Origin of the sequence: Mesorhizobium sp. M0166, assembly GCF_040322255.1 — a bacterium.
Classification (GTDB): domain Bacteria; phylum Pseudomonadota; class Alphaproteobacteria; order Rhizobiales; family Rhizobiaceae; genus Mesorhizobium.
Genome location: NZ_JAMYTD010000001.1, coordinates 370,892 through 392,598, shown reverse-complemented (window position 1 = coordinate 392,598; position 21,707 = coordinate 370,892). Strand labels below are relative to the sequence as shown.

19 protein-coding genes and 1 pseudogene are annotated in these 21,707 nt (G+C 61.9%); 3 read left to right on the top strand and 17 right to left on the bottom strand.

The window, feature by feature from the left end:
* From NKJ46_RS01920 to NKJ46_RS01885, 8 genes are all read right to left on the bottom strand, one after another.
* Complete coding sequence (locus NKJ46_RS01920) at positions 1–945, bottom strand: ABC transporter permease (protein ID WP_352661125.1); 945 nt, start codon at positions 943–945, stop codon at positions 1–3.
* Between the two features lie 53 nt (positions 946–998).
* On the bottom strand, positions 999–2,519 hold the full coding sequence (locus NKJ46_RS01915; protein WP_352661122.1) for a sugar ABC transporter ATP-binding protein: 1,521 nt from the start codon (positions 2,517–2,519) through the stop codon (positions 999–1,001).
* A 96-nt stretch (positions 2,520–2,615) separates the two neighbouring features.
* Positions 2,616–3,599: a substrate-binding domain-containing protein gene (locus NKJ46_RS01910; protein WP_352661119.1), complete on the bottom strand. Its 984-nt coding sequence runs from the start codon at positions 3,597–3,599 to the stop codon at positions 2,616–2,618.
* Positions 3,600–3,629: 30 nt separating this feature from the next.
* Positions 3,630–4,406 (bottom strand): SDR family oxidoreductase, encoded by a 777-nt coding sequence (locus NKJ46_RS01905; protein WP_352661116.1) that lies wholly within the window; start codon positions 4,404–4,406, stop codon positions 3,630–3,632.
* Positions 4,407–4,411: 5 nt separating this feature from the next.
* On the bottom strand, positions 4,412–5,584 hold the full coding sequence (dgoD, locus tag NKJ46_RS01900) for a galactonate dehydratase (protein WP_352661113.1): 1,173 nt from the start codon (positions 5,582–5,584) through the stop codon (positions 4,412–4,414).
* Between the two features lie 206 nt (positions 5,585–5,790).
* Positions 5,791–6,375, bottom strand: a complete 585-nt coding sequence (locus tag NKJ46_RS01895; RefSeq protein WP_352661110.1) for an aldehyde dehydrogenase family protein — start codon at positions 6,373–6,375, stop codon at positions 5,791–5,793.
* A gap of 115 nt (positions 6,376–6,490) precedes the next feature.
* Complete coding sequence (locus NKJ46_RS01890) at positions 6,491–7,546, bottom strand: alpha/beta fold hydrolase (RefSeq protein WP_352661107.1); 1,056 nt, start codon at positions 7,544–7,546, stop codon at positions 6,491–6,493.
* Between the two features lie 337 nt (positions 7,547–7,883).
* The gene (locus NKJ46_RS01885; protein WP_352455799.1) at positions 7,884–8,468 is read right to left on the bottom strand and encodes a glutathione binding-like protein; all 585 of its coding nucleotides are present in this window, start codon (positions 8,466–8,468) and stop codon (positions 7,884–7,886) included.
* A gap of 456 nt (positions 8,469–8,924) precedes the next feature.
* On the opposite strand from NKJ46_RS01885, the gene petA reads away from it, so the two are divergent.
* From petA to NKJ46_RS01870, 3 genes and pseudogenes are all read left to right on the top strand, one after another.
* Positions 8,925–9,401 (top strand): ubiquinol-cytochrome c reductase iron-sulfur subunit, encoded by a 477-nt coding sequence (gene petA, locus NKJ46_RS01880; RefSeq protein WP_352661104.1) that lies wholly within the window; start codon positions 8,925–8,927, stop codon positions 9,399–9,401.
* A 15-nt stretch (positions 9,402–9,416) separates the two neighbouring features.
* A pseudogene (locus tag NKJ46_RS01875) lies at positions 9,417–10,012 on the top strand (cytochrome b); the annotation flags it as partial.
* A gap of 156 nt (positions 10,013–10,168) precedes the next feature.
* Positions 10,169–11,242, top strand: coding sequence for a Gfo/Idh/MocA family protein (locus tag NKJ46_RS01870; protein ID WP_502903348.1), 1,074 nt, complete (start codon positions 10,169–10,171; stop codon positions 11,240–11,242).
* Positions 11,243–11,271: 29 nt separating this feature from the next.
* Here the strand turns inward: NKJ46_RS01870 and NKJ46_RS01865 are convergent, their stop codons facing one another.
* From NKJ46_RS01865 to NKJ46_RS01825, 9 genes are all read right to left on the bottom strand, one after another.
* Entirely contained in the window at positions 11,272–12,330 is a 1,059-nt protein-coding gene (locus NKJ46_RS01865) for an ABC transporter ATP-binding protein (RefSeq protein ID WP_352661101.1), read from the bottom strand.
* 39 nt (positions 12,331–12,369) lie between these two features.
* Entirely contained in the window at positions 12,370–13,191 is an 822-nt protein-coding gene (locus NKJ46_RS01860) for a carbohydrate ABC transporter permease (RefSeq protein ID WP_352661098.1), read from the bottom strand.
* A complete protein-coding gene (locus NKJ46_RS01855; RefSeq protein WP_245274609.1) occupies positions 13,192–14,094 on the bottom strand; it encodes a carbohydrate ABC transporter permease in 903 nt (300 codons plus the stop codon).
* 35 nt (positions 14,095–14,129) lie between these two features.
* Positions 14,130–15,467 carry an extracellular solute-binding protein gene (locus tag NKJ46_RS01850; protein WP_023674177.1) on the bottom strand — a complete coding sequence of 446 codons (1,338 nt, stop codon included), beginning with the start codon at positions 15,465–15,467 and terminating at the stop codon, positions 14,130–14,132.
* A gap of 61 nt (positions 15,468–15,528) precedes the next feature.
* On the bottom strand, positions 15,529–16,188 hold the full coding sequence (locus NKJ46_RS01845) for a GntR family transcriptional regulator (RefSeq protein ID WP_352661095.1): 660 nt from the start codon (positions 16,186–16,188) through the stop codon (positions 15,529–15,531).
* A 39-nt stretch (positions 16,189–16,227) separates the two neighbouring features.
* Positions 16,228–17,112 carry a dihydrodipicolinate synthase family protein gene (locus NKJ46_RS01840; RefSeq protein ID WP_352661092.1) on the bottom strand — a complete coding sequence of 295 codons (885 nt, stop codon included), beginning with the start codon at positions 17,110–17,112 and terminating at the stop codon, positions 16,228–16,230.
* Positions 17,113–17,315: 203 nt separating this feature from the next.
* Complete coding sequence (locus NKJ46_RS01835; RefSeq protein WP_352661089.1) at positions 17,316–19,112, bottom strand: ABC transporter ATP-binding protein; 1,797 nt, start codon at positions 19,110–19,112, stop codon at positions 17,316–17,318.
* Positions 19,109–20,053, bottom strand: a complete 945-nt coding sequence (locus tag NKJ46_RS01830; protein ID WP_352661086.1) for an acetamidase/formamidase family protein — start codon at positions 20,051–20,053, stop codon at positions 19,109–19,111. Before NKJ46_RS01830 ends, NKJ46_RS01835 begins: the two co-directional genes overlap by 4 nt.
* On the bottom strand, positions 20,043–21,686 hold the full coding sequence (locus tag NKJ46_RS01825) for an ABC transporter substrate-binding protein (protein ID WP_352661083.1): 1,644 nt from the start codon (positions 21,684–21,686) through the stop codon (positions 20,043–20,045). The genes NKJ46_RS01830 and NKJ46_RS01825 overlap by 11 nt, the downstream gene beginning before the upstream one ends.
* Positions 21,687–21,707: the final 21 nt, after the last annotated feature.

The following is a 21,707-nucleotide window of genomic DNA, read 5'->3' as shown; positions in this document are numbered from 1 at the left end:
TCATGTCCTGTTCAAGTGGTACTCGGCAATTACCACAGCAAGTATCAGCAGCGAGCCCTTGGCAAGCAACTGATAGAAGGTTGGCACGGACGTCAGTATCATTCCGTTGTTGAGGACGCCAATGATGGCGACGCCCAGCAGCGCGCCGACGATCGTGCCCTTGCCGCCCTGCAAGGCGCAGCCACCCAGAACGGCCGCTGTGATGGCCTCGAGTTCCAGGCCTTGGGATCCGGATACGGGCTGCCCAGAGCCGGTACGGGCAGCCAACAGAATCCCGGCCAATCCGGCCGCCACTCCACTCATGATGTAGATGCCGACGCGGTAGCGGTTGATGTTGATGCCAGAGAAGCGTGCGACAACGGGATTGCCGCCCAGGGCATAGATGTTGCGGCCAACGATCGAGCGGGCAAGAAAGAGATGGAACACGATGGCGGTCAGCAAAAGTATCCAGATCAGCAGAGGCAGGCCGAGGATTCGTCCAATCCCGATGAAGCGGAAAGTCTCGCTGAAAATCGCGATCGATTGCCCATCGGACATGATGAACGCGATGCCGCGGAAGATCGCCATCGTACCGAGAGTCGCGATGACAGCGTTGACCCGCCCATAGGTGATGATGATGCCGTTCACGAGGCCGGCAAGACCGCCCAGGACCAGGCCGGCAAGAATGCCCACGGCGGGTGATCCGGTGGCCTGGATGGCCATTGCCGTCGATACTGTGGTCAGACCGACAATTGCGCCGACGGCAATATCAAGCCCGCCGGCGACAATGACCACGGTCTGGCTCATCGCCAGAACGCCCAGGATGGTGATGCCCAGACCGATGTTCAGCAGGTTTCGGCTCGAGAAGAACACGTCGCCTCTCAGGGTGCCGAAAATGAGCACGAGAATGGCGAGAGCAACAAGAAGGCTTATGTTGTGAATGCCGATGCGCTCTGCGATGCGCAAGGAAGAGCGCCTTTTGTCGGTTTGTGTTGTTGCTGTCCTGAGCTCAAGGCTGTTCACTGAATTTGCCCTCCAAGTGATGCTGCAGATTGAGGCATGGCATGTTTCAGGATCGTGGCCTCGTCGATGTCAGGGCGGGAAAGTTCGGCCGTGATCCGGCCTCCAGCCATGACAAGCACCCTGTCGGCGAGCCCGATCAGTTCCGGCATTTCCGAGGAAATCAGGATTATGCCGATGCCGCTGGCGGCGAGTTCGTCGATCAGGCGATAGATTTCCGCCTTGGCGCCGATGTCGATACCGCGGGTCGGCTCGTCGAGGATGAGAAGCATCGGCTGCCGCGCAAGCCAGCGCGCGAGAACGACCTTCTGTTGATTGCCACCCGACAGTTTGGAAACCTGTTCGTCGAGGTCGGGCGCCTTGATCGACATCTTTGCTGCAAGCGGTGAGACGATCTCCAGTGCCTTGCGCCGATTGAAGAAGCCGAAGATCGACGTTCTGTCGGGCACGCACAGCGAGGCATTGTCAAGAATGCTTCGGAACAGCAGCAGCGCCTCGTGCTTGCGGTCTTCCGGGGCAAAGCCGATGCCCGCCACGATCGCCGCATGCGGACTGTTAGGGCCAACGGGCACCCCATTCATCATTATGCTTCCGTCGAGACGCCTGTCATAGCCGACAATCGCCTTTGCCAACTCGGATCGGCCCGCACCCATAAGGCCGGCAATGCCGAGCACCTCGCCATGGCGGACCTTGAGGCTCACATCGGTGACGTGGTCGGTGGTCAGGCGCGTCACCTCCAGCAACGGTTGCCCCGATTGCCACGTCTCGCGCGTAAACAGATCTGCAATGTCGCGGCCGACCATGAGCTTGGCTATGGTCTGCTCGCTGGCACCGGCCGCGGGGGAATCATCGATCAGCCGGCCGTCCCGCAACACGACAATGCGATCCGCAAGGTCGATGACCTCGTTCAGCCTGTGAGAGATGTAGACGATCGAAGTGCCCTCTTCGCGCAGCCGGCGAATTACTGAAAACAGACGGCGCGCTTCGTCGTCGGTCAGCGACGAGGTCGGCTCATCAAATGCGATCAGCCGGCCGCCGGCACGGATGGCGCGCATGATTTCGATCATCTGGCGCTGTGCCGGACCGAGTGTGCTGCAGAGTTGACGCGGCCGCATATCCTGCTGCATGCCGAAGGTCGCAAGCACCTTATCGGTCTGCTCCTCGAGCCTGTGCCAGTCGAGCAGGACGCCTGCCAGCCGCGGCAGTTCGCCGACGAAAATGTTCTCGGACACGGTCAGGTTCGGAACGATCTCCGGCTCCTGATGGATGACGCGTATTCCGGCTCTGTGGCTGTCGCGCGGTTCGTTGAAAACGATCGGCGTGGCGCTATGCAGCACGGTGCCGGTGTCCGGTGCGAACACGCCCTCGAGAATTCGCATCATTGTCGACTTGCCGGCGCCATTCTCGCCAACCAGGGCAAGCACCTCTCCTGGCCGAAAGGCAATCGAGACATTGTCGAGCGCCTGCACGACGCCGAAGCGCTTCGAAATCCTATCGAGCGAGAAGAAATCCGATTGCATCAAAAGCTCATTCCCGAGGATCGATCCGTGTGTCTGCCGACGAACTGCCGGCCCGAAGAGCGTCATGCGCCCTGCGGCGCATGACGCATATCTGGTTCAATGGCAGAGCTTGGCTTTGTAGTCCGACGCAAAATTGTCGGCGGTGATGTATTCCGGGTCGGTGAAGGACTGAACGGGAAGCTTCGTTCCGTCCTTAATGGAGGCCAAGAGAATCTTCACCGCCAGCGCGCCATGATTTGCCGAATTGAGCCACATCGTGCCGCGGAAAGCCGAAGGCTTTCCCGATCCGAAGGCGTCGCAGGCGCGGCTCCCGTCGATGCCGATCCCCATGCCCTGGTCTGCGGAATAGCCGGCATTCTCCAGTGCTCGCGCACCACCCAGCACGCCATCATCGTTGCATGAATAGAATATCCAGTTCGTGACGCTGGGATTGGCCGTCAATGTGGTGGTCATCACATCGATGGCGTTGACCATCGTATTGTCGTAGGGGACACGAACGATGTTGCCCGGCTTGAAATCGGGCACCGCCTTCAGGAACGCTTCTTCCGCGCCCTTGTTGCGCTGCATGCAGGTATCGGCCTTGCGGTCCTCGATCGAGGCGATGCGCACCTCTTTGCCCGCCCAGCCCTCAGCCTTGTAGAGCTTGGCAAGCTCTTCGCCCACCCGCGCACCGATATTGTAGGCATTCATGCCGACATAGGGGACCTGGGTGCCATCCTGGTAGTAGATATCGTCGTCCACCGCCACCAAGGGAATTTTTGCGGCCTTTGCTTTCTCCGCGATGACCGGTCCCAGCGCCTTGTCGGGGACAACGATGGCGATGCCCTTCACGCCATCGCCGACCATCGTATCGAAGGTCGTGATCGTCAAATTGGCGTCGAACTGAACGTCCTGCGACACGAACGCGGCCCCTGCCGCCTCAGCCGCTTTCTTGGCGCCGCCGACTTCGGCGACGAACCATGGGTGGTCTCCCATCTTGTTGATGTAACCAATCTTGATGTCATCTGCGCTTGCTGCGCCACTCATCAGTCCGGCAGCCAGTGCCGCAAATGTCGCCAAAGCCTTTGTTGTGGTTTTCATGAAGATCCTCCCTGAGCTCAATGGTGGTTGCTAGTCGTGGTAGAGAACCGAGCGCCCACCATCGATGGTGATCGTCTCGGCATTTATGAACGGCGCTTCGTCCGAAGCGAGGAAAACCGCCGTCATTGCAACCTCGTCCGGCCGGCCAATACGCTTGGGCGGATGGAGGTCGTAGGCTCGCCGCTTCTCCTCGGCGGGGTTCGGGAATGTGTTCCAGTAGGCTTCCGCGATCGGCGTCTCGATATAGCCGGGGGCTATCGCGTTCACCCGGATGCCGCGTGCGGCATATTCGATGGCCAGCGAACGGGTGAGGCCCAAAAGTGCATGCTTGGCGACCGGATACGGGAACGTATGGGGAATGATCTGGAACGCGTGACAGCTCGCTATGTTGACGATGGACCCCGAGCCCTTCGCCAGCATCGTCGGCAAAACCGCCTTGGCGCAGAACCACGCGGCCTGGAGGTCGAGCTTGAGGCAGCGCTCCCATTCCTCATCCGGCATCATCAATGGTTCGTAGAAGACGTTGGCACCGGCATTGTTGACCAGAATGTCGACCCCGCTATAGGCCGTGATCGTCCGCGCGATCATGTCCGCGACTGCGGATGCTTCGGTGACGTCCGTCTCGATGAACAGGGCGTCCGCGCCCTGGGCACGCAATTCGTCGGCGACCGCTTTCCCGCTTGCCGCATTCAGTTCAGCAATGACGGTCTTTGCCCCATGTGTTGCAAAGGCGCGGGCGGTGGCAGCACCGATGCCTTGGCCAGCGCCCGTGATGATTGCGATCTTTCCTTGCAGCCGTCCTGCCATTGCATTCACCAGTCGACCACGGTGCCGTCCGGCATAACGGCGTTGCGGGCATGCAGCACTTCCTGCTTGAAGGGGTGGCGCGCGATCACGTCCTCATTGACGGTGACGCCAAGGCCCGGCAGTTCGGGCAGATCCCAGCGGCCGGGTTTACGCTGAATTGGCCACATGACGACGTCGTCGTACCAGGCGACGGCACCGGACATCTCCTCCTGAATGACAACGTTTGGCGTCGATATGCCGAAATGAAGAGCAGCCACACCGGCGATCGGACCGAGCGGGTTGTGCGGTGCAAGGCCGATGCCTGCGGTTTCCGCCATGGCCGCGATCTTCTTTGCCTCGAGCAGACCGCCAGTGTGGCAAATATCAGGCTGGGCAATGTTGAAGGCGCGGGCTGCGATCGAGTGTGTGAATTCGCGGCGCCCGATCAGCCGTTCGCCGGACGCGATCGGCACGGCCGATCGCGCCGTAATATGCGCCAGTCCGGCAACATCTTCGGGTGGAACGGGCTCTTCCGCGAACATGATGCGGGCCGGCTCGATTGCCTTGAGGTAATCCATCGCCGCGTTAACCGATGAAGGGCGGCCGTGGAAATCGACCATGATGTCGATATCCGGGCCTACCGCCTCGCGAAGTGAGCCGACCATATTGGCAACGGAGTCGACTGCCTTTGCGGGCGATACGTAGTGGGTGTAGGGAATGCAGACGACCTTGACGGCATCGTAGCCTGCTTGCGTCACGATACGTCCGCGTTCCACCATGGCATCCGCGGATCCGGTCTCATAGACCGCCTTCATGTCCCCGAGGCCGAGATGCGTATAGGTGCGCAGATAGTCGCGAACCCGGCCGCCCAAAAGGCGCCAGACTGGGACGCCCAATGACTTGCCCAGGATGTCCCAGAGCGCGATCTCGATGCCGCTGACGGCGGACATTCCCTCGACGCCGAGGCGCCAAAAGCCGTGCCGCGTAAGTATCTGGTAGCACTGCTCCACATTGCGCGGATCTTGCCCGATGAGCAGGGCCTCAAGGTCCTGAAGCGCCCCAACGATGGCTCGGGTCTTCCATTCCAGCGTTGCCTCACCCCAGCCAAACAAGCCGGGCTCGTCGGTTTCGACGCGAACGAAGACCCAGTTGCGCATTTCCGCATTGCAGACGCGCGCCTTGATGGCCGTGATTTTCATTGGTCCTCCCAGACCTGCCGTCTTTTTTCGAAGCAATATGTATGATTTATTATGAATAATATGGACGAGTCAAGCGCAACGTCGATGTGGACCAGCGCCGTCAAGGAACTGGTCCTCAGGAGGATCGGGCAATTTTCGATCAATGCTTGTTCGCGGATGGAAAGGCTGTCAGCCGCCGATCTGCGAACATCGCGGGAAAGGCGCGGCTAAATCACCGCGCAGACCGTTTTCGTCTCGAGATAGTTCTCCAGGCCCGGTGCGCCGTTCTCATAACCCCAACCGGATTGCTTGTGGCCGCCTTTCGGCAACTCCGGCGAGAAGTAGGAATGGCAATTGATCCAGACGGTGCCCGACCGGACACGTGCGGCAAGGCGATGCGCAGTGGAAAGGTCGCGGGTCCAGACGCTTGCGGCGAGGCCGTAGGGCGAGTCGTTCGCATGGCTTACCGCCTCCGCGACATCGGCAACGACCGGGCCGAAGATTTCCTCGCGCATCATGCGCGTGTCCGGGCGGACGCCGGTGACCACAGTCGGCTCGAAGAAGTTGTCGAAGCGCCGGCCACCGGTGATGATCTCGGCGCCGCTGGAAGCACCATCGCCGACATACAAGGCGACGCGCGCAGCCTGAGTTCCGTTGACCAGCGGACCAAGGTCGGTATCCAGGTCAAGCCCGTGTCCGAGACGCAGCTTTCGCGCCTCTTCCGCCAGACCCTCCACCAGACGGTCGTGGATCGAGCGATGCGCATAGATACGCGAGCCGGCGAGGGACGAACTCGACGACGGCGACGGCATCCTTCAGAAGATCGTCTACTCCGCTTCCAAGGCCAACATCGCGTCGGTCTGGGTCGGCGGGAGAGCTGTTCTCGCCTAAGCCGACAGGAGGCTGTGCCGAGAACCAGAATGGATATCAGTATTCGCCGACGTCGATGACAGCCTGGGCAAAGGCTTGCGGGGCTTCTTGAGGCAAGTTGTGGCCGATACCGCCGGTGATGATCCGGTGCGTGTATCTGCCCAAGAATTTCTTGGCGTAGGAACTGCTGTCGGGATGGGGTGCGCCATTGGCATCACCCTCAAGGGTAATGGTCGGCACTGTGATCACGGGAGCTTCGGCCAGCCGGTTTTCCAGACCGTCATATTCCGGCTCGCCCAGCGCCAGGCCGAGCCTCCAGCGGTAATTGTGAATGACGATGCTGACGTGATCCGGGTTGTCCAGGGCTGCGGCGCTGCGCTGGAAGATGTCATCGTCGAAATTCCACCGCGGCGAAGCGAGTTGCCAGATGAGTTTGGCGAAATCGCGCGTGTATTTCTCGTAGCCGGCGCGGCCGCGATCCGTGGCGAAGTAATAGTGATACCACCATTGAAGCTCCGCCACCGGTGGCAGCGGCACCATGCCGACCTGCTGATTTCCGATGAGATAGCCGCTCACCGAGACGATCGCCTTGCAACGCTCAGGCCAGAGGGCGGCAACGACATTGGCCGTTCGGGCGCCCCAGTCGCAGCCGGCGATCGTGGCCTTTTCGATCCCCAGCGCATCCATCAGCGCAATCGTATCCGCGGCGAGCGCCGACTGCTGGCCGTTGCGCATCGTCTCGTCCGACAGGAAGCGGGTAGTGCCGTAGCCGCGCAGGTAGGGCACGATCACGCGGTACCCCTTTGCGGCAAGCAAAGGAGCGACGTCGGTGTAGGTGTGAATGTCATAAGGCCAGCCATGAAGCAGGATCACAGGGGCACCTTCGGCCGGCCCCAGCTCCGCATATCCGACGCTCAGTTTTCCGGCATTGACCCGTCTGAGCGAGCCGAATGATTTCTGCGTGGCTTGCGTTGCAGATGCCCTCGCCTCGACCATCCAAGTGGCTGCCGGCGCGCTCAAGCCGAGTTCGGTGGCGGCGAACGTCATTGCTGTTGCACCAACAATGCGCCGGCGGCGATGATCGACCGTCTCGGGAGCCTTACTCGCATTCATGATGAAGCCTCTATGATGGCCAACAAGCGGGAACGACTAGACCGCCGCCACACCGGCCGACAGGAAATATTGGGCTTATTTCGACGGTGACTGCGGCGAATCCAGGATTGTAACCACTCCGCCAGGGGGCCGTGCGGCGAGCCCTGACTGAATGTCGGTAAGGTCCAGCGTTTCCTCGATTTCCTTCCGGAGAAATTCGAGACGTAGGCCACCCCCGCGCTTGGAAGCGGCTGGATGTAGCATCCGCAGGAACGGCAGCATGAGAATGACTCCTGATCTTCTGTTGGGGCGAGCGGATATGTTGCGTCTGATCTTATGCTCGGAGCCGCCCGCGGCTTCAGACGAGGCCCTCACGATCCATTGCGATGCGCACGGCCGGTCGGGCAGCCATTCGGGCGCGAAGCGCTTGCAAAGGCGCGGGAACAGGGACGTGGAAGCGGGCCGCCCAAAGCAGCATCACGAAAAGATAAAAATCCGCGACGCTGGGTTTGTCGCCGAACAGATAGTCGGTCTCGAGCCCGTCAGCGAAGAACTCGAGTTGGCTCGTAATCGTCGCGCTCGCCTTGGCCTTTTCGGCATCGCTGCTTTGGTGCCACATCGGCTTGAAGCTTCGGTGTATTTCAGTTGAGACGTAGGTCAGCGCTTCGAGAAGGCGGGTACGGCCCAACGGCCCCGCCACTCCCAGTGGCGGGTATTGCGACGCAATCCAGTCGAGGACGGCGATATTTTCCGTCAGCGTTTCGCCGCTATCCAGCACGAGGGCCGGAACGTAGCCCTTGCGCGTGACGGTAGTGAAATCATCCCCGGAGCCCGTTCGTTTGGTCTTGAGGTTCACGCTTTCGCGCTCGAAGGAAACACCCGCTTCTTCCAGTGCGATGTGGTCCGCTAGGCTGCAGGCGAGAGGGCTGTAATAGAGTTTCACCGCTTTTCCCTTTTTCTGAACCCGATTGAATCGCGCTGGTCCTCGCCGGGCGGAAAACCTGCCACGCGAGACAGCCGCCCCAGAAACTCGCACCTGGCGGAGACCACGACTGCGACACCGACAGCTAGACGTGCCTATGCCGAGGTATGGTCGGGCTGAAGTTCGGGATCGCTGCGCGCAATGCCGGACGCGCATTCCAGCTCAGTGGCCGACGGTTATCTGGAGGAATCCATAACCTTCCATGATGGCGTCATCGACAGCCCGGCCAGTCCTTCGCTCAGGGAATCCTAAACGAAAGTATTGGACGCACGTGCCGTTGGCACGATGGCTCACACCCGGCCACGGCAGGCATATTCCGCGCGGCATGAGCAGACTGGAAAGGCGAAAGCCGTGGCCTGCTTTTGCTCGATTGCCACCAACGCGATGACGCAGCTTCCAACAACAGGAGTCGCCATCATGGCCGACCTTTCCGAAACCTCCACAGCCGAGCACACATTGCGCGTCGAAGTGCCCGCCGCGATCGAGGTCGACGTCTCCTCGCTGACGCCGGGAACGTCGCTGATCGTCGACTGGCACGGCAAGCCGGTGGTCGTACGCAACCGCACTGAAAAAGAGAGGAAGGACGGCCAGGCAGTCAGTCTCGCCGAGCTCAAGGATCCAATCGCCCGCAACGCCAACCTGCCGGCCGATGCGCCGGCAACCGACGCCAACCGAACCACGCCGGGCAAGGAAGCCTGGGTTGTGATGGTCCAGGTCTGCACCCATCTCGGCTGCATCCCGCATGGCCAGGAAGGCGATTTCGGCGGTTGGCTCTGCCCCTGCCATGGTTCGCAATACGACACCGCCGGCCGCATCCGGAAGGGGCCGGCACTCGAGAACATGGCGGTACCGGTGTTTCAATTCGTTTCCGACACTAAGATCCGCATCGGTTGAGGCGGGTGCATTTCGATGAGCGGCAACAAACACTCGACCTATACGCCCAAAACCAGAATCGAACGTTGGTTCGACGCCCGCCTGCCGCTGCCGCGGCTGGTGCACGACAGCTTCATCGTCTATCCCGTCCCGCGCAACCTGAACTACGCCTATACGTTCGGCGGCATTCTCACGATCATGCTGGTTTCACAGATCCTGACCGGCATCGTGCTGGCGATGCATTACGCACCTGATACGGGCTGGCCTTCAATTCGGTCGAGCAGATCATGCGCGACGTGAATTCGGGCTGGCTGCTGCGCTATCTCCATTCCAACGGGGCGTCGTTCTTCTTCATTGCCGTCTACATCCATATCTGTCGTGGGCTCTACTATGGTTCGTACAAGGCGCCGCGTGAGTTGCTGTGGGTGCTCGGTTGCACCAACCTCCTGCTGATGATGGCGACGGCCTTCATGGGCTACGTGCTGCCTTGGGGACAGATGTCGTTCTGGGGCGCTACTGTCATCACCAACTTCTTCACGGCCGTCCCACTGGTCGGCGACTGGCTCCAGCAGCTTTTGCTCGGCGGCTTCGCGGTCGATAATCCGACGCTGAACCGCTTCTTTGCGCTGCATTGAGGCTTTTTTGTCCGACAGGAGAAGCCAATGACAGCAGCGTCCAATTCACTTGGCGAAAAGGGCGCGGCGCAGTACGTCACGCGTTTCAGATAGGCCGGAGGAAGACGCAACGTGACCAGATCGTCGATCGGCTAGGGCATCCTCGGTTCCGGCATGATGGGCCGCGAGCATATCCGCAACATCGCCCTGTTGCGCGACGCGCATGTGGCCGCGATCTTCGAGCCGGACCCCTGCATGTTGGCGGCATCGCTGGCGATGGCGTCGGGCGCACGGTCGGCGGCATCGATCGCCGAACTGCTGGCCATAGACGAGGTAGACTGCGTCTTGATTGCCGGCCCCAACCACCAGCACCTCGGTCAGATGGAGCAGATCGCCGCACTTCGACCACTGCCGGTGCTGGTGGAAAAGCCGCTCTTCACCGAGGCCGCTGACGAGGGGCGGATCGCGGCGCTGAAAGCTCGGCTTCCGCTCGTCTGGGTGGCCATGGAATACCGCTATATGCCGCCCGTCGCCGCATTTGTCGAGCAGGCGCGCCACGCCACCGGCGGCATCCGCATGCTGACGGTCCGCGAGCACCGCTTCCCGTTTCTGGCCAAGGTCGGCGACTGGAACCGCTTCAACCGCAACACCGGCGGCACGTTCGTCGAGAAGTGCTGCCACTTCTTCGACCTGATGCGGCTGATCCTCGGATCCGGCCCCGTCCGCGTGATGGCCAGCGCTGGACAGGCCGTAAACCATCTCGACGAACGCTATGGCGGTGAGAGGCCGGATATCCTTGACCATGGCTATGTGCTGGGTGATTTCGCGAGCGGCGCGCGCGCCATGCTGGAACTGTGCATGTTTGCCGAGGGCAGCCGCTACCAGGAGGAACTCTGCGCTGTCGGCGGCGACGGAAAGATCGAATGTCTGGTGCCCGGACCAGGCCGTTTCTGGCCGACCCACCTTGGCCCTGCGCCAGTGCCCCAGTTGATCGTCAGCCCGCGCAATCCGCCTGGACCACGACTGCTGGAGATTCCCGTCGATCCCCGGCTGCTCGAGGCAGGCGACCGTAATGGTTCGACCTATTTCGAGCACGTCCGCTTCACCGCTGCGGTGCGCGGACAGAGCAAGGTGGAAGTGACCTTGCAAGACGGCTGGTGGGCCGTCGTCATGGGTCTCGCCGCGCAGAGATCGGCCGGCGAAGGCCGCGCCATCGAACTCGCCGGTGAATTCGCGTTGCCGACCTAGGCCGACCACGCATTCACCGGACCAGCGAGTCAGATGCGCCGACCAGTTTCGGCGTCGAACAGATGCGTACATGCGCGGTCGATTTCGATCCGCACCCCTTCGCCTTGCTTGAGCGCAAGCCTTTCTCTGAACAGGCAGGAGATTTCTTCACCGGAGCAGTCGACCCTGGCGAAGATTTCCGAGCCGGTCGCCTCGAGAAGCGTGACCGTGCCCGGCATGCCCCGCCCGGTTGCCCGGATATGTTCCGGTCGAATGCCGTAGACGAGTTCGCGTCCCGCGGCATCCGCCGGCTGGGCGCCTTCCGGCAACGGCAGGATCAACCCGCCGGCGCTGCGGAACACGCCCTCCTCGATGCGTCCGGCGATGAAGTTCATGGCGGGCGAGCCGATGAAACCGGCAACGAAGAGGTTGGCCGGATGGTCATAAAGGTCCAGCGGCGCGCCGATCTGCTCGACCAGGCCGTCATGCAGCACGACGATCTTGTCGGCCATCGTCATGGCCTCGATCTGGTCGTGCGTGACATAGATCGTCGTCGTACCCAGCCGCTGGTGCAGGGCCTTGATTTCGCCGCGCATCTGGACGCGCAACTTGGCATCGAGGTTGGAGAGCGGCTCGTCGAACAGGAAGACCTGCGGGTCGCGTACGATCGCGCGACCCATGGCGACGCGCTGGCGCTGGCCGCCCGAAAGCTGGCGCGGATAGCGGTCAAGCAGCTTTTCCAGGCCGAGAATGCCGGCTGCCTTCCTGACCCGGCCAGCGGTATCGGTCGGGTCGGCTTTCTTGATCTTGAGGGCAAAGCCCATATTGTCGGCCACAGTCATATGCGGATAGAGCGCATAATTCTGGAACACCATGGCGATGTTCCGGTCCCGTGCCCGCAGATTGTTGACCATACGCTCGCCGATGGCGATCTTCCCGCCGGAGATCGTTTCAAGCCCCGCAATCATCCGCAGCAGCGTTGACTTTCCGCATCCCGACGGGCCGACCAGGATGACGAATTCGCCATCGGCGATATCGACGCTGACGTCGTGAATGATCTTGGTAGCCCCGAAGGCCTTCTGCACGTTGTTGATCGTTACCGATGCCATTGTATCTTTCCCAGAAAAGAGTGATGTCAGGGCGCGCCCTCAGCCGCCCTTGATGGCGCCGGCGGTCAGCCCCGCGACGATCTGCCTTTGCGCGAACATGGTCAGGATCAGCACCGGTAACGTCACCACCAGCGCCGCCGCGGCGAGCGGCCCCCAGCTGACCTGCTCGTAGGACAGCATGTTGTAGACGGCGACCGGCAGGGTGCGCGTCTCACGGCTGGCGAGCACCACGCCGAAGACGAAATTGTTCCATGAGAAGATCACGGACAGGATGAAGGCGACGACGATGCCCGGCTTGGCGATGGGCAGGGCAACCAGCCGGAACACCTGCCAGGAGCTGGCGCCGTCGATGTTGGCCGCCTCTTCCAGTTCCATCGGCGTGGTCTCGAAATAGCCGATCATCACCCAGACCACTATCGGTACCGTCACTACCAGGTGGATGATGATCTGCGGCCACAGCGTGCCGAGGATCCCGATCCATTGGAACAGCAGAAACAGCGGGATGAGATACGATAGTCCGGGCGTCATGCGGGCGATCATGATGACGACCGCCGACCGTTCAGCCTTGAGCCGTGCGATGCCATAGCCGGCCGGTACGCCGATCAGCAGCGCCAGCAAGGTTGCCGTGCCGGTCACCAGAACCGAATTCCAGAGATAGAGCAGGAAATTGTTCTCCTCGAACACCTTTACATAGTTCGACCAGGCGAAGCGTTCGGGGATCAGGATCGGCGGATAGGCACCGTTGTCGATCTCGAATTTCAGCGACAGCGAGATCATCCAGAGGAAGAACAGGATCGCCGGCGAGACGAAAATCAGGGCAGCGAAAAACAGACCGATCTGGTTGAGCAGCCGTGAACTCATCTATTTGCCCTCCGTATCGATCCACTGCGAGCGTTGGCGCAGCATCAGCAGGACAAACGACAGGGCCACGATGACAATGAAGAACACCACGGCCATGGCCGAGCCGTAGCCGATATCGTAGTAGGAGAAGGCGGTGTTGTAGAGATAGATGTTGATGGTCTCCGACGCCGTTCCCGGCCCGCCCTGTGTCATCGCATAGATGATGTCGAAGCTCTTCAAGGCATCGATGGTGCGGATGATGACCGCGATCATCAGGAACGGCGCGATCATCGGCAGAGTGAGATAGCGGAATTGCTGCCAGGCATTGGCGCCGTCGATCTCGGCGCTTTCGAAGGGCTCGCGCGGCACCGAGGCCAGCCCGCCAAGCACGATCAGCATGACCAGCGGCGTCCACTGCCAGGTCTCGACCGCAACCAGCGACGGGATGACCGTGTTGGCATTGAATATCCATTCCTGAGCCGGGATGCCGACCAGCGACAGCAGGTAGTTGAGCACGCCAAGCTGAGGATGGAACATCATTGTCCAGACGAGTGCCACGGCAACGGGCGTCGCCATCATCGGCATGACGAAGACGCCGCGCAGCAACCCGCGCAGCGGAAACCTGGCGTCGAAGATCAGGGCGGCCAGAGTGCCCAGGAGCATCGGCGCTGCAACCGAGAGGAAGGTGTAGGTCAGTGTATGAACAAGGGATTCCCAGAACCGTGGGTCGCTGGCCAGGCGGAGATAGTTTTCCATCCCGGCAAAGCTTCGCGACTGGCCGAGCGTCCAGCGGTTGACGCTCATCCACAGGGTGAAAGCCCAGGGGAAGACGATGACGGCGCCGACGACGACGAGTGCGGGGACAACGAAGGGCCAGTAGTTGGGAGCCAGCCGGATCGTCTGGCTCCCGTCGATAACCGGCATCGTCACCCCGGTCTGTTCTGGGGTGGTGGCCGACATCAGCCCTGCTCGCTCCTGTCGAGAACCGGCTGGAACTGCTCGGTGGCCTTCTTCAGCTCCGCGGCGGGATCGGCGCCGGCAATCATGTTGGTCAGCGCCACGCCATAGATGTCGCGGAATTCGGTGACGGGGATGATGACCGGCAGCGCCAGCCGGCTGATATTGCCCGAGCCGACCACGGCATCAAGCCAGCTTGCCGGCATGGTGACGCCTTCGCGCACCTTGGGATCTTCCAGCACGGATTTGCGAAACGGAACACCGGCGCCGGCCTGCAACAGCCGCGCGCCCATGGTTGGCGATACCGCCCACTGGCAGAACAGATAGGCGGCCTCCTTCTTCTCGCTGGCGGCGGTAACGCCAATCCCGTCGCCGAAGGTGCCTGAGGCATGCGCCTTGGGACCCTTGGGCATCACGCCGTAACCGACCTTGCCCACCACCCTCGATTTTTCCGGATTTTCCATCGGGGGGGCAAAGCCCACGCCGTCGAGCCACATGCCGATCTTGCCCTGCAGGAAGGCAGACTGTGCTTCGGCCCAATTGAACCCGGTAACGCCCGGAGGGGCGGACTTGGTCATCAATCTTTGATAGAGCGCGGCAGCCTCGATCGCCTCGGGAGCCTCGGTGCGCAGCTTGCCCTTGTCATCTAGCGGCGTCATGTCGTAGCCGAGCATCAGCGACGTCCACACCGGCGTGTTTGCGTTCTTGAGCCCGCGGGCGACGAAGCCGTATGTATTGGTCGACGGGTCGGTCAGCGCTTCGGCAGCGGCCACCAGTTGCTCGAAGGTCTCGGGGTATTTGAGGCCCTTGGCCTCGAACAGCTCCTTGTTCCAATAGAGGATCCAGTAGTCCACCGAGAACGGTAGCGAGCGCAGCACGCCCTGGCCGTCCTTGGCAAACAGCATGCCGGCTTCGGCGAAGTCGCTTTCGACAAGCGCCGGGTCGGTGAGCGACGGATCGGCGAGGTAGCCGGCGATGTCGGCTAGCCACCCACCCTTCTCGAACTGGCGCTTCTGCACGTGGTAGCTCAGATGCACGACGTCGAAGCTCGGCTTGCCCGAGCTCAATTCGATCACCGTCTTCTGGCGCTGCTGCTGCTCGGGCGTGGCCTCGGCATTGACCTTGATGCCGGTCAGTTCCTCGAACTCGGCGAGATATTTCAGGATCGTGTCGCTGCGCGGGCTTTTCACCAGATTGACGTCAAGCGTCGTCCCGGCAAAGCGTTTCCAGTCAACGCCTGCGGCAAAGCCGGGGCGAAGCCCCACAAGGCCGGCAGCGGTGAGCGCTGCGGTTCCGGCAAGGAGTTGCCTCCTGGTTGGGTTGAACAGATTGGACGACATTTCTTCCTCCCGGTTGCTGTCGTTGTGGATGCGCCGCGAACCGCGGCGCGGCTATATTTCCTCAGATCTGGAGCGCCAGCCGGCGCGCATTGTCGATATGCAGACTGATCGCTTCAACCGCTTTTTGCGGATTGCGGCTCTCCATGGCTTCGATGACTGCCAAATGCTCGCGCATCACCGGCACCACACGGCCGTCGATGCGGAAACGTTCCTGGTGGATCAGCCGGATTTTCACCGAGTTGACCAGATAGGCTTTGGCGATAATCTCGTTGCCGAGCGCATTGATGAAGGTGTCGTGCATGGCCCAGTCGATGTTCTGGGCCTTGGCTTCCATTTCCGGCGTCGGCGCCTGTCCCAGAGCTTGAGCCAGCATCTCCTCATGTTCGCGCCGCATGCTGGCAAGTTCGGCGTCAGAAGCGCTGGTCGTGAATAGCGCCACTGCCTCGCGTTCCATGAACAATCGAAACTGAAACGCCTCGCGGATCAGATTGATATCGATATGCGCGATTTGCATGCCGCGCTGCGGGATGGTGGTCAGCAGTCCCTCGGCCTCGAGACGCGGGACGATCTCGCGAATGGCACCCAGCGGCAGCCCGGTGAAAGCGACCAGTTCGCGCTGTGACACGAACTGCCCCGGCCGCAGATCACGGGCTAGCAAATGCCGCGTGAAGCTGGCATAGGCTTTCTCCCGGAGAGTGATCGGTTCGCTGCCGTCTTCCACTTCAGCTCGCTTCCTTGTCGGTCAGCCCGGCCTTGTCGGTCAGGCGGCCTCTGTCGCAAACAGCCTGTCGTAGGCAGCGGCAAGCTGCCGCTGTCCTTGCGGATCGATCGCCTCCAGGGGCGGGCGGACCGCCAGCCAGCGCTCGTCGCCGGTCTTGCGCGCGACCATGACCTTCACCGCCGGCGTGACCGGGTATTTGAGCAATTCGAGCACGAAGTCCTCGACGCGTGAGTCGTCGCGGCCCTCTTCGACCATTGCGCGGATTTCGCCGGTAACAAAATTAGCCATGCCGGAAATCGCACCCTGTCCGCCACGGCGCACGCTTCTCGCCAGATGCCGTTCGTCGCCGATGAGGATCACCAGATCGCCGTGCGCTTCAAGCAGCGCCTCACTGTAGCTCCAGTCCCCGCCGGAATCCTTCACCCCGGCCACCACAGCGGGAAAAGCGGTGCGCAGCCGGCCGATCAGCCCAAGCGGAAGCGGCACCATGGTGACTGAGGGGATGTTATAGAGGAGCACGTCGCGCGCCAGCGAACCGAGTGCGGTGAAGACGGCGGAAAACCAACCGAACAGCCCGTCCTCGCCGACATTCTTGAAGTAGCTCGGCGGGGCGAGCAGAATGTTGCGAACGCCGCGCTGTAAAGCGTGCCGGGCCTGATCGGCGGCATCTTCGGCTGCATCGACCAGCACTCCGGCGACGAGCTGATGTGCCGGAATACCGGCCGCCAGCATGGCGTCGGTGACGATCCGCCGCTCGTCGGTGCCAACCGAGGCCCCTTCGCCAGTGGTGCCGAACAGCGTCACGCTGCTGCAGCCGGCGCCAAGGCAGGCTCGGGCGTGCGCGATCATCGGCGCGAGCGCTATCTTCCCCGACGGGTCGAAGGGTGTGGTCAGGGCAACCGAAAGACCAAAGCGGGAAGCCAATGCGATCTCCGTTGAAATCAATGTGCACGTAGTGTTAGCATGCTAACATGTCAGATGTAAACTGGTGATCTTGCCAACTCGGCATCGCCCAACGGCACTGCCGCGGCAGCGCCATCGCCGATCATTTCCACCACTCGAACATTACATATGCAGCTGTCCCTGAGCCTCTGCGGGATTGGCTGGACGAGGCAGCCTAAGTTCGATCAAGTGGCGACGAGGTGGCCGTCGCCAACATCTTCAAGCTTGAGTTTCCGGGGCTCCTCACCGATGCGCCGCACAGCGCTTGGAATTTCGCTGTCCAAACGGGCGAACCGGGCGCGGCGCTGGCCTGGATCGGGAACCGGAACGGCTTCGATCAGCCGCTTTGTGTAAGGATGGCACGGGTTGGAGAAGATCTGGTCGCAGGTGCCCATCTCGACGATCTGCCCCAGATACATTACCGCCACGCGATCGGAGATGTTCTCCACCACTGCCATATCGTGCGAGATGAAGAGATATGCGACGCCGAATTCGCGCTGCAGCTCCTTCAGCAATCTTAACACGCGCGCCTGCACCGACACGTCGAGGGCAGAAATGCTTTCGTCGGCAATGATCAGCTTCGGTCGCAGCGCCAGCGCCCGTGCAATGCAGATTCGCTGGCGCTGCCCGCCGGAGAATTCGTGGGGGTAGCGCTCCATCTGGTCAGCGGAGAGGCCGACGCGTTCGAACAGGGCGGCGATCTGGGCATGCCGTTGCTCTCTGTCGCCGAGGCCGTGGATCAGCAGAGGCTCGGCGACGAGATCGCCTACTCGCATGCGCGGGTCGAGGGACGCGAAGGGATCCTGAAAGATCATCTGCACATTGCGGCGCACAGCCTTGCGCTCCTTGCGGTTGAGCGCCGACAAGTCGTGGCCGCCGATTGAAATGCTGCCGGTGTAGGGCACCAGCCCGGCGATCGCCTTGGCTGTCGTCGACTTGCCGCAGCCCGATTCGCCGACCAGCGACAGGGTTTCGTGCGGCGCGATCGAGAAACTGACGCCTTCGACCGCGTGCACCCTGCGGTCAACGCGGCCGAAGAAGCCGCCGTGCAGGTCGAAGCGGACGTGAAGATCGCTGACAGATATAAGCTCGGCCGGCATGTTGGTGGCATCTTGTCGGTCTTCGGCCGTCCGTCCGCCGCCGATACGCGGCACGGCGACCAGAAGCTCGCGTGTATAGTCGGCCTGCGGGCGATTGAAGATGTCAGCCGCCCTGCCCTGCTCGACCATCCGGCCGTCGCGCATGATGATGACGCGGTCCGCCATCTCGGCGACGACGCCCATGTCGTGCGTGATCAGGATAACGCTGGTGCCGTGCTCGCGCTGCAGGTCGCGCAGCAGCTCCAGCACCTCGCCCTGAACGGTGACGTCGAGGGCGGTCGTCGGTTCATCGGCGATCAGCACGTCCGGGTTCAGGGCCAGAGCCATTGCAATCATCACGCGCTGGCGCATGCCGCCTGAGAGTTCGTGCGGATAGTGCTCGAGCCGCCGTTCGGCATCCGGAATTCGGACTGCCTTCAGCGCCTCGAGCGCCCTCAGCCGCGAGTAGGAGCGCGACAGCGAGGTGTGTGCCTCGATCGCCTCCGTGAGCTGACGGCCGATGGACAGAACCGGATTGAGCGATGTCATCGGTTCCTGAAAGATCATGGCAATACGGTTGCCGCGGATGCGGCGCATGCCGCTCTCGCTGAGAGCCGCGAGATCCTGATCGCCGAGCCGGATGGAGCCTGATCCGATGCGTGCCGCCGGCTGCGGCAGCAAGCCCATGATGGCCAGCGCCGTCATCGACTTGCCGGAACCGGACTCGCCGGCAATGCAAAGCGTTTCGCCGCGCATCAGGCCGAATGTTAGGTCGGAAACGACGTCGCGCTCGCCCTCCTCGCCACGCACGGCGACGCTCAGACCTGAGACGCTGAGTACCGGCCTGATGGAGCCACTCTCCGCGGCGGCCTGCCCGGATCGTTTGATGTCCTCCACGTTCATTCAAAGACGCAGCGGGGGAAGTAGAACGAAACCACCCAGTTGGGCATGTCGACGATCTCGCTGATGCGCAGGTCGCCGCAAACCGAGACGAGCATATAGGCATCTACCGGATCCATCCCGTAGCGGCCGGAGAGCAGGTCGATCATCTGGGAGACGGCGCTCCTGGCGCCGTCCATCAGATCCGGCCCGACACCGGTTGTCACCTCGTAGCCCTTGGTATCGAGATGCCGCGACACCGGACCGGGCGTTGTGAAACGCGGCGTCCGCAGCCGGGCATCCTTGACCAGATCGAGCGTCAGCACGGCGTTCATCGGGCTCTCGATCGCCGTGCCGCAGACCTCGCCGTCGCCTTGCGCGGCGTGCGTGTCGCCGACCGAGAACAACGCTCCCGCGACCTCTATGGGCAGGTAGAGCACCGCGCCGGCAGCGAGATCGCGGATATCCAGATTGCCGCCCACGCGCCGCGGCGGGACCACCGAATGCAGGCCCGGCTCAGCCGGGGCATTGCCGATGGTGCCGGCGAAGGGCTTGAGCGGCACCCGGCCGTTCTTGCCGAACAGCGCCGGTTCGAGCGAGGCGGCGTCGTAGTTCCAGATATTTAGTGCCGGTTGAGTGAAGTCATCCGCCAGCAGACCGAATCCCGGGATATTCGCCGTCCAGCCGAAGCCCGACGGCTTGAACGCCTCGATGGTGATTTTCAGGGCATCGCCCGGCTCCGCCCCGTCGACATAAATTGGCCCCGTGACCGGGTTCACCTTGGCAAAGTCGAGCAAGGCAACGTCGTCGACGGTGCTCTCCATCGTCAGCTGCCCGCCGGACGAGTCCAGGCACTGGAACTCGATCGTCGACCCTGGCGCCACCCGTTCGACCGGGACAAAGGAATTGTCCCAGCCGAAATGATGGTGGCGCCCGTGGATGGTGTAGTCGCAGTTATTGCACATCGGTCACATACACATTGTCGTAGTTGATCGGAATGTGGACCGGGTCGACATAGAGGTTGTCGGCGCCACCCATGCGAGCTGATTTCATGGTGAAACGCTGCTCGTTGAAGATCGGTGCCCAAGGCGCGTCTTCCATGATCTTGCCGTAGATCTCGCTCCACATCTTGGCGCGTTCGCCAGCCTTGGCCGGGTCGACGATGGAGTCGGCTTCGGCCGCCTTGGCGTCGAGCTCCTTGTTGCAATACCACGACCAGTTCCAGCCGCCCGGGACGGCACCAGCGCAGCCCAGGATCGGGCCGTAGAAGTTCGACGGATCGGGGAAGTCGGCGATCCAGGCCATGCCACCGGACCAGATCATCGGCGCGCCGGCCTTGTCGCCGCCGGCGGCGATGACGTTGGCCTGCGCGAGCGACTGGATACTGGCCTTGATGCCGACCGCCGCCAGATCCTGCTGAATGGCTTGCGCGATGCGCGGGTTGGGATCGGTGTTCATGGCAAACAGCTGTGTGTCAAATCCGTCGGGATGCCCGGCCTCGGCAAGCAAGGCCTTGGCCTTGGCCACGTCATAGGGATAGCCCTTGAATTCCTTGTCATAGCCAGGCATCGACGGCGGCAACGGCTGATTGGCCGGCACCGCACGGTTGTTGATCAGCTGGACGATACGGTCCTTGTTGATCGCCATGTTGACCGCCTGCCGTACCTTCACATTGTCGAAGGGCGCCATGGTGGTATTCATGGTGATATAGCCGGTGTGCAACTGGCCGCCCTCGACGACACGGGCCTTCTGCTCGGGATCGGCCATCACCTCTTGGAATTTCGCCGGCGGAATGCCGTCACCGGGAACGTCGATCTCGCCTTTCTGCAGCCGCAGCAGCGCCACGATCGGCTCCTGGCCGATCTCAAAGGTGATCTTGTCGAGATGCGGCAGACCCTTGTGCCAGTAATCCGGGTTGCGCTCGAAGACCACGCGCTGGCCGAGTGTCCATTCGGCGAGCTTGAAGGCGCCGGTGCCGACCGGATGCTTGCCGAAGTCCGCGCCGTATTTTTCGACCTCTTCCTTCGGCACGACATGCGAGAAGTTGATCGCCATGACATGCAGGAAGGTGGCGTCGGGCCGCGTCAGCTCGAACTTGATCGTGTAGGGATCGACGACGGTTATGCCGGCCAGGCTTTCCGCCTTGCCGGCAGCGACGTCGTCATAGCCTTTGATCGAGCCGAAGAAGCCGGCACCCGGGCTCTGTGTCTTTGGATTGGTGACCCGGTCGAGCGAATATTTCACGTCGTCGGCGGTCATCTCGCGGCCATTGTGGAACTTCACTCCCTGGCGCAGTTTGAAGGTGAAGGTCTTGCCGTCGCGCGCAATCTCGTAGCTCTCGGCAAGGTCGGGCCGCAGGTTGGTGGTGCCCGGCTCGTAGTCCATCAGCCCGTCGAACAAGCTCTTGATCATCGACCAGTTCTGCCAGTCATAGCCGATGGCTGGATCGAGCGTGGCGACGTCGTCCTTGTAGGTGATGGTGATCGCACCGCCCTGCTTGGCATTCGGATCGACGGCGTCTTCGGCGCGTACGCTTGTCATGCCAAGCACCAGCGCAAGCGCCGATGCCGCCACGGTCGATATCAGATATTTTCTCATGTCATGTTCCCTTCTCTGGTT